The sequence below is a fragment of the Marinobacter zhanjiangensis genome (genome assembly GCF_014651935.1).
Taxonomy (GTDB): Bacteria; Pseudomonadota; Gammaproteobacteria; order Pseudomonadales; family Oleiphilaceae; genus Marinobacter; species Marinobacter zhanjiangensis.
Genome location: NZ_BMXV01000006.1, coordinates 251,051 through 263,280 on the forward strand (window position 1 = coordinate 251,051; position 12,230 = coordinate 263,280).

General features: G+C 58.6%; 10 protein-coding genes. 9 read left to right on the plus strand and 1 reads right to left on the minus strand.

The window, feature by feature from the left end; all coding sequences use genetic code 11:
- Window positions 1-133: 133 nt before the first annotated feature.
- The gene (locus IE079_RS14185; RefSeq protein ID WP_189577438.1) at window positions 134-1,399 is read left to right on the plus strand and encodes a malic enzyme-like NAD(P)-binding protein; all 1,266 of its coding nucleotides are present in this window, start codon (window positions 134-136) and stop codon (window positions 1,397-1,399) included.
- Window positions 1,400-1,561: 162 nt separating this feature from the next.
- On the opposite strand, the gene IE079_RS14190 is transcribed toward IE079_RS14185, so the two are convergent.
- On the minus strand, window positions 1,562-4,057 hold the full coding sequence (locus IE079_RS14190) for a penicillin-binding protein 1A (protein WP_189577439.1): 2,496 nt from the start codon (window positions 4,055-4,057) through the stop codon (window positions 1,562-1,564).
- Between the two features lie 266 nt (window positions 4,058-4,323).
- Between IE079_RS14190 and IE079_RS14195 the strand changes: the two genes are divergently transcribed.
- The 8 genes from IE079_RS14195 to IE079_RS14230 all read left to right on the plus strand — a co-directional run.
- Window positions 4,324-5,388, plus strand: coding sequence for a pilus assembly protein PilM (locus IE079_RS14195; protein WP_189577440.1), 1,065 nt, complete (start codon window positions 4,324-4,326; stop codon window positions 5,386-5,388).
- Entirely contained in the window at window positions 5,388-5,957 is a 570-nt protein-coding gene (locus tag IE079_RS14200) for a PilN domain-containing protein (protein ID WP_189577441.1), read from the plus strand. The genes IE079_RS14195 and IE079_RS14200 overlap by 1 nt, the downstream gene beginning before the upstream one ends.
- Window positions 5,954-6,565, plus strand: a complete 612-nt coding sequence (locus tag IE079_RS14205; protein ID WP_189577442.1) for a type IV pilus inner membrane component PilO — start codon at window positions 5,954-5,956, stop codon at window positions 6,563-6,565. Before IE079_RS14200 ends, IE079_RS14205 begins: the two co-directional genes overlap by 4 nt.
- Before the next feature lie 2 nt (window positions 6,566-6,567).
- Entirely contained in the window at window positions 6,568-7,113 is a 546-nt protein-coding gene (locus IE079_RS14210; RefSeq protein ID WP_189577443.1) for a pilus assembly protein PilP, read from the plus strand.
- A 68-nt stretch (window positions 7,114-7,181) separates the two neighbouring features.
- Window positions 7,182-9,236 (plus strand): type IV pilus secretin PilQ, encoded by a 2,055-nt coding sequence (locus IE079_RS14215; protein WP_189577444.1) that lies wholly within the window; start codon window positions 7,182-7,184, stop codon window positions 9,234-9,236.
- Between the two features lie 94 nt (window positions 9,237-9,330).
- Window positions 9,331-9,897: a shikimate kinase AroK gene (aroK, locus tag IE079_RS14220; RefSeq protein WP_189577445.1), complete on the plus strand. Its 567-nt coding sequence runs from the start codon at window positions 9,331-9,333 to the stop codon at window positions 9,895-9,897.
- Entirely contained in the window at window positions 9,890-10,978 is a 1,089-nt protein-coding gene (aroB, locus tag IE079_RS14225) for a 3-dehydroquinate synthase (protein ID WP_189577446.1), read from the plus strand. Before aroK ends, aroB begins: the two co-directional genes overlap by 8 nt.
- Before the next feature lie 31 nt (window positions 10,979-11,009).
- On the plus strand, window positions 11,010-12,230 hold a 1,221-nt coding region (locus IE079_RS14230; RefSeq protein WP_227712514.1), incomplete at its 3' end, for an ATP-binding protein.

Below are 12,230 nucleotides of genomic sequence, written 5' to 3' on the forward strand. Positions count from 1 at the left end.
GATTCCAGGCCTTGTCTGGCGACAGGCTTCAGTCCATAATGGCGCGCTAACATTTGTGGAGCCGGGTATCGGTGTCAATCCGCGAATGGTCGAAATACGTCCCTTTTTAAACGTGACAAACGGAACAGTGGCAATGTCTCAAGATCTGAAAGAAGCAGCCCTTGAATATCACGCCCAGCCGCGGCCGGGTAAGCTGAGTGTTGAAATCACCAAGCCGACCCAGACATCCCGCGACCTGTCGCTGGCGTATAGTCCCGGGGTTGCGGAACCGGTCCGCGAGATCGCAAAGGACCCCGAGAACGCATACAAGTATACCGGCAAGGGCAACCTTGTTGCGGTGATTTCCGACGGCACCGCTATTCTGGGCCTTGGCAATCTCGGCCCGCTGGCCAGCAAGCCGGTAATGGAAGGCAAGGGTGTTCTGTTCAAGCGCTTCGCCGGCATCGATGTGTTCGACATCGAGGTGGATTCGGAGAGCCCGCAGGCGTTCATCGAGACGGTAGAGCGTATCGCTGACACCTTCGGTGGTATCAACCTTGAGGACATCAAGGCGCCCGAGTGTTTCGAAATCGAGCGTGCTCTGATCGAGAAGTGCAGTGTCCCGGTTTTCCACGATGATCAGCATGGTACCGCCATTGTGACCGCTGCAGGCATGATTAACGCTTTGGAGCTGCAGGGCAAGAAAATTGACGAGGCCAAGGTTGTCTGTCTGGGTGCCGGCGCAGCGGCCATTGCCTGCATGAAGCTGCTCGTCAGCTGTGGTGTTCGCTCCGAGAATATCTACATGCTGGACCGCAAGGGCGTTATCCATTCGGGCCGCGACGACCTGAACCAGTACAAGGCGATGTTCGCCAACGATACCGACAGGCGCACCCTGGATGACGCCATTGATGGCGCGGACGTATTCCTGGGTCTGTCGGGCCCTGACCTGTTCACGGTTGATCAGTTGAACAAGATGGCGCCGAACCCGATCGTGTTTGCCTGCTCTAACCCGGATCCGGAAATCAGCCCGGAACTGGCCCTGGAAGCCCGCAGTGACCTGATCATGGCGACTGGTCGCTCCGACTACCCGAACCAGGTAAACAATGTTCTGGGCTTCCCGTTCATTTTCCGGGGGGCGCTGGACGTACGCGCCACCGCCATCAATGAGGAAATGAAGGTGGCTGCGGTTCACGCTATTCGTGAGCTGGCCAAGGAGTCGGTACCGGCTGAAATCTGCGCCGCCTATGGTGTAGACAGCTTCGAATTCGGCCGGGAGTACATTATCCCCAAGCCGATGGATGTACGTTTGCTGGAAGTGGTTCCGGCGGCGGTCGCGCGTGCCGCTGTTGATTCCGGAGTGGCCCGTAAAGGCTATCCGGAGCATTATCCGCTGAAGTCCATGGATGACATTCGCTGATCGGCAGCGAAGCAGCCACAAAAAACCGACGGCTCTCACCGTCGGTTTTTTTTATGCGAGAAGGAAAATTTTAAGGTGCCGGGATTTGCCGGAAAGGAGGCGGCTGCCTGGGAGCCTGCGTAGCAGAAAGTCACACCGCTACGACTTCTGCCGCGCAGAATCCTAGAAAAGATTACGCGGCAGATTGGCGTCTTCGCTTCCGCCACTGAGGCCATTGCCCGCTGTTTGCTCGGGCACATTGTCGGTGCGGAAAATCTCCGAGATAGCGTCCTCTTGTCCGGGGGCGGCGCGGTCGCCGGAATCCGGGTCTATCCTGACCTCGACAATGCCGCTTGGCCTGGTCATGTCGGCCGGCGGCGTGCCGTCCAGCGCTTCCCGCATGTAATCGACCCAGATGGGTAGCGCGGCGGTGCCGCCAAACTCCCGGTAGCCCAGGGTTGCCGGCTGATCAAAGCCAACCCAGGCGGTGGTGGCAATGTCATGGTTGAAGCCCGAGAACCAGGCATCTTTCTGCTCGTTGGTGGTTCCTGTTTTGCCGGCCAGGTCGTCGCGTTCCAGTACGCGCGCGCCAGTGCCGGTGCCCCGCTTGATTACATCCTTGAGCATGGAGTGCAGAATATAGACGGCACGCTCATCAGCCAGTCGCTCCGCCACCCGGATAGCCGGGAAGCCCGCCACGGGGGTGGGGTTGTTTTCCCTCAGCTGGGCGCAGTTGCTGTCGCAAAGGATGGCCGGAGGCGCTTCGTAGAGCAGGTCGCCGTCGCTGTTTTCGATGGTCTGGATCAGGTAGGGCTGAACGTCATACCCGCCATTGGCAATGACGGCAAATGCCCGCGCCATATCCATCGGCGTCATCGAACCGCTTCCGAGTGCCAGGGAAAGATCGCGGTGAAGGTTCTCGGTGGGTAGTTTCAGCTGGTCAAGAAAAGCGATGGTCTCGTCCACGCCCATATCCTGAAGCAGGCGAATGGATACCAGATTTCGTGACCGATACAGGGCTTCTCTCAGTCGTGTCGGTCCGTTGAACTCGCCGCCGGCGTTTTGTGGGCGCCAGCCCGGTTCCATCTCGCTGCTCTCCTGAACAATAGGCGCATCATTGTAGATGGTGGCTGGCGTCATTCCCTGCTCCAGGCCGTGAAGATAGATAAAGGGCTTGAAGGTGGAGCCTGGCTGGCGCTGTGCCTGAATGGCCCGGTTGTACTTGTTCTGCTCGAAACTGTAGCCGCCGGAAAGAGCCTGTATGGCGCCGGTTTTGGCCTCGAGGGAAACCAGTGCACCCTGTATGTCCGGAACCTGCGACAAGGCCATCGCAACGGGCGCTATAATCGGGGCGGCCTGTTCGTCTTCATCCATGCTGGCGTGATCATCGCTCAGGCTGCTGTCGTCGGGTGCGGGTTCCTGCGGCGTTGGTTGACGACGCACGTAGACAATGTCGCCGGTGGAGAGCACGTCGGATACCTTTGAAGGTTCCGGGCCCATGGCGTTGGTGCTGCGGAATTCCCTTGCCCAGGTCATAGTCTCGAAAGGAATGAAGCCCTCGCCCAGGTGGCGCGACCAGGCGGTTGCCTGATTGTCGTCGTTACTGATATCGGTAATCACTACCGGATACAGCTTCTCGACGCGGGGATAGGCTTCAAGAATGCTCCGGTAGGTTTCCTCGTCTGCCGGTACCTGATCGGTGGTGCCGGCCGGGCCGCGGAAGCCATGACGCTGATCATAGGCTTCGAGGCCGCGTTGAAGGGCATCCGTGGCGGCGACCTGGTCATTGCTGTTGACGGTCAGGGTTACCCGGTAGCCATCACTGTAAGCTGTGTCGCCATAGCGCGCCAACATCTCGGCCCTCGCCATTTCGGCGACATAGTCAGCGTTGACTTCACTCTGCGAGGCATTATACCGGGCCGTCAGTGGCTGACTGAGGGCCTCGTTGCGCTCATCCGCCGTGATGTAGTCCAGCTCTTCCATTCGGCCCAGGATCCAGTCCCGGCGCACCTTGGCCCTTTCCGGGTTGGCCAGTGGGTTGTAGGCTGACGGCGCTTTGGGCAGACCGGCGAGCATGGCCATCTGTGCCAGCTCCAGCTCGTCGACAGGTTTGCCGTAGTAGACCTGTGAGGCTGCTGCCAGTCCATAGGCGCGGTTGCCAAGGTAGATCTTGTTCAGGTAGAGCTCGAGGATAGTGGCCTTGTCCAGTTCTTTCTCGATCTGGAACGACAGCAGAATCTCGTTGAATTTCCGGGCGAAGGTCTTGTCACGCGTCAGAAAGTAGTTGCGCGCCACCTGCATGGTGATGGTGCTGCCGCCTGACTGGATCTGTCCGGTGGATGCCAGCTCGACGGCTGCTCGCCCCAGACCGATTATGTCCACCCCGAAGTGCTCGTAGAAACGTGCGTCCTCCGCAGCCAGGAAGGCTTGTAACTGTTTGTTGGGGATTTGATCGATTGTGACAGGCGTCCTTCTCTTTTCCCCGAATTCTGCTATTAATCTGTCATCCGCAGAATAGATCCTGAGTGGCGTCTGCAGGCGGGTATCCAGTAACTGGTGTACCGCTGGCAGGCCGGGACGAAGGTGCAGGTAGAAGCCGGCGGCAACGAGCATGGCGGAGCTGGTCCCCAGAATGGCCAGCCAGATAAAGAAGCGTGATGCTGTAATCAGTCGGGACATTTTTTTCTGACAACTGTTGGCTATAAGTCTATCATTTGAGAAATTGCTTTAGGTGTTAAATGAAGTCAATGCTCCAGCAATCTCGCAAAACAACGAGAGGGCATTGTAGACCTAAAACACGAAAAATTCTCTTACATAAAGATCACATAAAGGTAACTGCTGCGCAGTACTACAAGAATCAGTGCGTAAAAGCAGTCAGGCCAGGGTTTTACGGCCGGAGTCTGGCGCAGGCCAGGTGTAAGGTTGTCCAGGTATAAGGTGAGCGCGTGTTCGGATTACCAGGAAAAAAATCCAGTACCGTACTGGGCGTGGACGTCAGCTCCAGCTCGGTCAAGCTGCTGGAGCTCTCGAAGCAGGGCAGTCGCTACAAGGTGGAAAGCCATGCTGTCGAGCCGCTGCCAGCCAATGCGGTTGTCGAGAAAAATATCACCGATGTCGAAGCGGTGGGCGATGCCATCAAACGGGTCGTCAGCAAGGCCCGGACCGGGGTCAAGCAGGCGGCTGTCGCGGTGTCGGGCTCCGCGGTGATTACCAAGGTCATCCAGATGAATGCCGGGCTCAATGAGTTCGAACTGGAGGATCAGATTGCTCTCGAGGCCGACCAGTACATTCCCTACCCCCTTGACGAAGTGGCGATTGATTTTGAAGTTCAGGGGCCCTCCGAAACCAATCCCGATCAGGTTGATATCCTGTTGGCGGCATGCCGCAAGGAGAATGTGGATATCCGCGAGGATGCTCTGGAGATTGCCGGGCTCACGGCCCGAATTGTCGACGTCGAGGCCTACGCTCTGGAACGGGCCTACGCCCTGATCGAGCCCCAGCTGGATTCCCATGGTGAGGAGCTGGTGGTAGCGATCGTGGACATCGGTGCCACCATGACCACGCTCAGCGTGCTGGCCGGTGGCGAGACCGTGTACACCCGGGAACAGATTTTCGGCGGCAAACAGCTGACCGAGGAGATCCAGCGCCGTTACGGGCTGTCCGTGGAGGAAGCCGGTCTGGCCAAAAAGCAGGGTGGTCTCCCCGATGACTATGAGACCGAGGTGCTCGAGCCGTTCCGGGAGGCCGTTGTGCAGCAGGTCGCACGGGCACTTCAGTTCTTCTTCGGCGCGAGCCAGTACAACGCTGTGGACTACGTGCTCCTCGCCGGCGGCACAGCCTCTATCCAGAGGTTGGCTGAAATGGTCGAGGAGAAGACGGCCACCACCACGATTGTGGCAAACCCGTTCTCTGATATGGCAGTAGGCTCCCGGGTGAATGCGTCGGCACTGACCAACGATGCGCCCTCGCTGATGATTGCCTGTGGACTGGCAATGAGGAGCTTTGACTGATGGCCAAGATCAACCTCAGGCCCTGGCGAGAGGAGCTCAGGGCGGAAAAGCAGAAGCGGTTCATCACCACCTTGCTTGGTGCTGCCATTGTTGCAGCTGGCCTGGTCTTCCTGTGGAACACCGACATGGATAACCGCATTGCCTACCAGGAGTCCCGCAACGACTATATCGAGGCTGCCTCCGGCAAGCTGGACAGTCAGATCCGGGAAATTGAACAGCTGCGCAAGAAGCGGGAAGAATTGCTGGCGCGGATGGAGGTCATTCAGGACCTGCAAGGCAAGCGCCCGGTCATTGTCCGTGTATTTGACGAGCTGGTTCGCACCCTGCCGGAAGGGCTGTTCTACACCGATCTCAGCAAGACCAAGGACCGGCTGAGTATCGAGGGTATGGCCGAATCCAACAGCCGGATATCCACCCTGATGAGAAATTTCGAACGCTCCGAGTGGTTCACCAATCCCAATCTGACCAATGTTGCCGCCGCTGACGATCGCCGTGATGGCTACAGCGACTTCAACCTGTCAGTGAGTCAGACCACACCCGAGCTGGAAGAAGAGGAGAGTAACCAGTGAGCCTTTCGGACTCTCTCAAAAGCCTGAACGAATTCGATATCAATGATCTTGATGTCAATAATGCCGGTATCTGGCCCGCCCCCATCAAGTTCATCGTGACACTGATCATTGTCGGTCTCATTGTTGGTGGTGGCTACTGGTTCTTCATCAAGGATCAGTACGCCCAGCTGGAGCGGGTCGAGCGCCAGGAAACGGAATTGCGTCAGGAATATGAACGCAAGGCCTACCAGGTGGCTAACCTGGAGGTGTTCAAGCAGCAGATGGAGGAAATGGAAGAAACCTTCGGGGCTCTGGTGCGTCAGCTTCCCAGTGATACCGAAGTGCCCGGGCTGCTTGAAGATATCACCAATACGGCACTCGGCAGTGGCTTGTCATTGCAGGAAATCCAGCTCCAGGGTGAGCAGCAGCGTGATTTCTATATCGAGCTGCCGATCAGTATCCAGGCCAGCGGTTCCTACCATGAGTTGGCGTCTTTCGTCAGCAGCGTTGCCGGTCTGCCCCGTATCGTCACCTTGCACGATTTCACCATTACACCAAAAAGCGGTAATTCGGATGAGCTTGATATGCAGGTCGTCGCCAGAACCTACCGCTACCGGGCTGGAGAATGAGCATGGCAAGACAGCATGCAATGAAAGCCTGGCTGGGAGTTTGTCTGGCAACGGTGCTGGTCGGATGCACCCAGGAAAGCGGCTTTTCAGATCTTGACCGATTCATGGAAGAAACCCGTGCCAAGCCACGGGGACACGTGGAACCCTTACCGGAATTTCAGGCTTACGAGGCCTTTACCTATTCGGCAGCGGATCGCCGTGCGCCGTTCGAGCCACCCGTGGATGTTCAGCTGACCATGCTGGACGAGTCGCCCGAAAGCACCGTGGAGCCGGATCTCGATCGGCCGAAAGAGGTGCTGGAGAACTTCGGTCTGACCGAACTTCAGATGGTCGGCACTCTCACAAGCAGTGGCGGAAATTTGTTCGCATTGATAGAAGATGCTGAGGGCGGCATCCACCGTGTCCGCACTGGTAACTACATGGGGACCAACTATGGCCGCATTATCGGTATCAGCGAAACCAGAGTTGAGCTGCTGGAAATAGTGCCCAATGGACAGGGGGGCTGGGTTGAAAGGCCCCGATCCCTCTCTCTGGAAGAACAAGGCTAAGGAGCGGCGCGAACATGCATACACACAGTAACAGGCAAGCAACACAAGTTTTGGGGTCGAGGCTAGCGATGTTCAGAAAATTCACGGTATTGATGAGCGCGGCAACTCTGGCGATAGCCGCCGGTATTGCTAATGCGGCAACGCTTCAGGACGTGGAGTTCTCCTCGCTCTCTGGCGACCGCACCGAAGTAGTCCTGAGTTTTGACGGTACTCCGCCGGAACCCACCGGCTATACCATTGAGCGACCTGCCAGGATCGCCATTGATCTGAACGACACGGTCAGTGGTCTGGACAGCCGTAACATGACCCTGGGGGACGGCAACACCCAGAGCATGACGGTGGTGGAAACACAGGATCGTACCCGCCTGATCTTCAACCTTGTTGAGCTCACGCCATACGAGACCGAGGTGGAGGGCAATAACCTGATCGTCACAATCGGTACTGGCGACGCCGGGACCGCTTCTGCTGCTTCCGCGTCTTCTGCCAGCACATCGGTGTCCTCACCTGAGTCCGTATCCGGCGATGCCATTACCGGTGTGGATTTTCGCCGGGGGGCGGATGGCGAAGGTCGGGTAATCATTGACCTGTCCAACAGCCGGGTCCCGGTTGCCCTGAACGAGCAGGGTGGCCGGATCCGGCTGGTCATGGATGGCGCGAAAGTGCCGTCCGACCTGCGTCGTCGTCTGGACGTGACCGATTTTGCCACACCGGTTACCCGCGTGGACACTTTCATGGAAGGTGGCGATGCGGTTGTCGAAATTCGTCCGGAGGGGGCTTACGACTACCTTGCGTACCAATCCGGCTCCCGCTTCACCGTCAGTGTCGAGGAACTGACGGAAGAAGAGGCCGAGCGTCGTCGGGAGGAGAAATTCCCCTACACCGGCGACAAGCTGTCCCTGAACTTCCAGGACATTGAAGTGCGCTCTGTGCTCCAGCTGATCGCCGATTTCACCGGCCTGAACCTGGTGGCCAGTGACACAGTCGATGGCAGTATTACCCTGCGCCTGCAGAATGTGCCATGGGATCAGGCGCTGGAACTGATTCTCAAGACCAAGGGCCTCGATAAGCGCCAGATCGGAAACGTGCTGTTGGTGGCACCGGCGGAAGAGATCGCCGCCCGTGAGCGTCTGGAACTGGAAACCAACAAGCAGATTGCTGAACTGGCGCCGGTGCGCCTGGAAATCATCCAGGTCAACTACGCCAAGGCAGGAGACATTGTCGGCCTTATCCAGGAAGACGAGGAACTGATTTCCGATCGGGGCTTTATCTCTTCGGATGTGCGCACGAATACCATCAGTGTTCGGGAAACCACCGAGAAACTGGAAGAGATCCGTCGCCTGATTAACACCTGGGATATTCCGGTACGACAGGTGTCGATCGAGGCGCGGATTGTGCGTGCCCAAACCAATGTGGCCGAGAGCCTGGGCGTCCGCTGGGGCGGCGGTGGCTTTGACGACGATGGTAGCAACACGCTGTATGGTAGTGGTTCCATCGAGGGCAATGAGGGCGTATGGAATGATCAGGAAGTGGTATATCCCGACGCCCTGGTTGTTGACCTGGGTGTCTCAGATGCCGGGGCTTCCTCATTCGCCATCGGTCTGGGTAGCTCCAACTTCCTGGTTGACCTGGAAATATCGGCCCTTGAGAGCGATGGCAAGGCTGAGCTGGTGTCCCAGCCACGTGTCGTCACCGCAGACCGTCAGACCGCTGTGATCAAGTCTGGTGAGGAGATTCCCTATCAGGAAGCTTCCTCCAGTGGTGCCACCTCGGTGTCCTTCAAGGAGGCCGCCCTGTCACTGGAAGTGACCCCGCAGATCACCCCTGACAACAAGATCATCATGGATCTTCGGGTGAATCAGGATTCCCGTGGACAGGAAACGGCGGGCATTCCCAGTATCAATACCAACGAGGTGACTACTCAGGTGCTGGTTGGCAACGGCGAGACCGTGGTGCTGGGTGGCATCTTCCAGTCCGAAGTGGCGACGACGGTCACCAAAACGCCGGTGCTGGGGGATATTCCCTTTGTTGGCACCCTGTTCCGCCGCACCTCAAATATCAACGAGCGCAGCGAACTGCTGATCTTTATCACGCCAAAGATCATGCAGGATAATCTGATCGACTAACCGGGTGACCTCAACAAAAAGCCGCCGCGTCACACCGGCGGCTTTTTTGTGTTTATGGTATTCTCACCGGCCTGATCAATCGGGAGTGGATGTAATGCCGTTACCAAGTCGAATCGTGCTGGTCGGGCCTATGGGGGCAGGCAAGAGCACGATCGGTCGCCAGCTGGCCCGGGAGCTCGGGTATCGCTTCCTGGACTCTGATCGCATGATCGAAGAGCGGTGTGGCGCGGATATCCCCTGGATTTTCGACGTTGAAGGAGAGGGCGGCTTTCGACAGCGGGAGTCGGCAATACTCAGGGAGCTTTCCGACATTGGCGCGTCGGTACTGGCTACCGGCGGGGGTGCCATCATGAAGGACGAAAACCACGAGTGGCTGAAACGCGATGCGGTCATCGTCTACCTCAAGGCTTCCCTGGAGCAGCAGATAGAGCGCACCCGCAAGGATCGTAACCGGCCGCTGCTGCAGAATGATGATCCCGAAGCGGTGCTGCGGCGCCTCTTCGAGTTGCGCGACCCGATTTATTCACGACTGGCAGACATTGTCATGCTGACGGACCGGAAAAGCCCGCGGCTGGTGGTGCGGCAGATCATCAATCGCCTGAACCCCCGAACCCCTCGTCAGCGGCGGAAGATACGAAAAGAGGACCAGAAGCATGTCTGAAGCATACCGTGAGCTCCGGGTGGAGCTGGGTGACCGCGGTTATCCGATTCTGGTTGGTAAAGGATTGCTGGGAAACTGCGACCTGAGCCCCTACGTGTCAGGGAGTACGGTGATGATTGTGACCAACGACATCGTGGCGCCGCTGTACCTGGAAATGGTTCGCAATAGCTTTCCGGGTTGCCGGCTGAATGAGGTAATCCTGCCGGATGGTGAGGCCTTCAAGAACTGGGAAACCCTGAACCGGATATTTGACGCATTGCTGGAGCAGCGTCATTCCCGCAAGACCACACTGGTGGCTCTGGGTGGCGGTGTTGTGGGTGATATGGCGGGGTTCGCCGCGGCCTGCTACCAGCGTGGTGTGGATTTTATCCAGATTCCCACCACCCTGCTGGCCCAGGTGGATTCATCGGTGGGCGGAAAAACCGGCATCAACCACCCGCTGGGCAAGAACATGATCGGCGCTTTTCATCAACCTCGTTGTGTGCTGATCGATACAGACACCCTGCAGACCCTGCCTCGCAGGGAAATCTCGGCGGGACTGGCGGAAGTGATCAAGTACGGGCTGATCAGAGAGCCGGATTTTCTGGCATGGCTTGAAGACTCGATGTCCCGCCTGACCGGTCTCGATGCTGATGCCCTCACGGAGGCCATTTATCGCTCCTGTGCCTGCAAGGCTGAGGTGGTTGCTCAGGATGAACGGGAAGGCGGCTTGCGCGCCATTCTCAACCTCGGCCACACCTTCGGCCATGCCATCGAGACCCATGCCGGCTATGGCAACTGGCTCCATGGAGAGGCGGTTGGCGCGGGCATGATGATGGCTGCAGACCTGTCAAACCGGCTGGGACTTATTACAGACGAGGACAGGCGCCGTGTGGAGTCGATCCTGACGTCTGCCGGGCTTCCCACCAGTGTGCCCGCCGGCATGACGCCTGATCATTTCATGAATCTGATGGCCGTGGACAAGAAGAATGTGGATGGCCAGCTGCGTCTGATACTCCTTCGCGGGCTCGGAGAGGCCGAGGTCACCGACCGGTTTTCACCTGATGCCCTGGCCGATACGCTTGCCACGTTCTGCCATTGATGGATCAGGAACACAGGAGGCGAGTGCACCCATGAGCGATGTTCTGACAGGCCTGGAAGCCGGTGGGCTGTTTCCCCGGTTGCAGGAGCGGTACGGCCTGAGGGAAGACCCGCTCGCCCTGGAGACACCATTCTACGCGGGCGCTCAGCGTCAGCACGCGCTGGAAACCCTTCGCCACCTTTGTGGCTTTGGTGATCTGGCACTGGTGTTGTCCGGTGCCCGTGGTGCCGGAAAAACCCGGTTGCTCGGAGAGCTGGTGAGAAGCGAGGGCGGACGGCTGGAATTCATCCGGCTCGATGCCGGTAAACTCGATACCGTTGACATGGCAGTGCGAGCCCTCTATCGGGGAATCGGGCGGCGCCCGCCCGAGGGGCAATCAGCCAGAGAGGCGCTGTCGGCATTTTTCAGCTTGTCGGAAGAGGCAACCGGTAAGGGTCGCCGACAGGTATTGTTGGTCGATGATGCTGATCAGGCCTCCACCGGGGTTTTACGGGCGTTGCTGGACGCCTTTTGCAGTGCTGACCGTTCCCTTGCAGCGGTGCCCGTTCTGTCCGGCTCCGGTGACCTGCACGATCAGTTGGGTCTGGGTGCTGACGAGGGCGTGGCTGCCGCGGTGCATACTATCGGTTTGCCATGGTTTGAGCGGGAAGACATTCGTCAGTACCTTGAGCCCAGGGTGCTCAAGGCCGGAGGCAAGCCTTCTGAGCTGTTGTCCGGGCGTCACCTGGATCAACTGACCGCGCTGGCCCAGGGCAGTCCCGGCCGCCTGCAGCGGATTGCCCATGCTGTCTGGCTGGATATGGCGGCGACACCCGGGAAGGCTTCTGGTAGCGCCATGCGGGCAATGTCCGGGCCGCTGCGATGGGTGGCCCTCGCGGTTGTGCTGTTGGGCGCTTCCTGGTGGTTCGTGGCCAGTCGCTACGAGCAGACTCTGGATGCGGAGTCTGCGCGGGTGGCGCCAGAACAGGAGCCCACCCGATCCATGGTTACGGTCGGGCCTGGCACTGACCAGAATAATGGCTCGACGGCGCCTGTTGAGCCCGGCGCAGGCGCCAGCCAGGATCAGGCGGCTGTGACCAACGCCCCGGGCCCCGCTACTACTCCGGAGCCTATTGACGAGGGTCCTGCTGGCGACTTGCCTGCTACAGAGCCAGAGCCAGAGCCAGAGCCAGAGCCAGAGCCAGAGCCAGAGCCAGAGCCAGAGCCAGAGCCAGAGCCAGAGCCAGAGCCAGAGCCAGAGCCAGAGCCAGAG

What these genes read in the sequence shown, in the direction of transcription:
- IE079_RS14185 (WP_189577438.1), top strand. Translation starts at nt 134, where the DNA reads ATGTCTCAAGATCTGAAAGAAGCAGCCCTTGAATATCACGCCCAGCCG.
- IE079_RS14190 (WP_189577439.1), bottom strand. Translation starts at nt 4,057, where the DNA reads ATGTCCCGACTGATTACAGCATCACGCTTCTTTATCTGGCTGGCCATT.
- IE079_RS14200 (WP_189577441.1), top strand. Translation starts at nt 5,388, where the DNA reads ATGGCCAAGATCAACCTCAGGCCCTGGCGAGAGGAGCTCAGGGCGGAA.
- IE079_RS14210 (WP_189577443.1), top strand. Translation starts at nt 6,568, where the DNA reads ATGGCAAGACAGCATGCAATGAAAGCCTGGCTGGGAGTTTGTCTGGCA.
- IE079_RS14215 (WP_189577444.1), top strand. Translation starts at nt 7,182, where the DNA reads ATGTTCAGAAAATTCACGGTATTGATGAGCGCGGCAACTCTGGCGATA.
- aroK (WP_189577445.1), top strand. Translation starts at nt 9,331, where the DNA reads ATGCCGTTACCAAGTCGAATCGTGCTGGTCGGGCCTATGGGGGCAGGC.
- aroB (WP_189577446.1), top strand. Translation starts at nt 9,890, where the DNA reads ATGTCTGAAGCATACCGTGAGCTCCGGGTGGAGCTGGGTGACCGCGGT.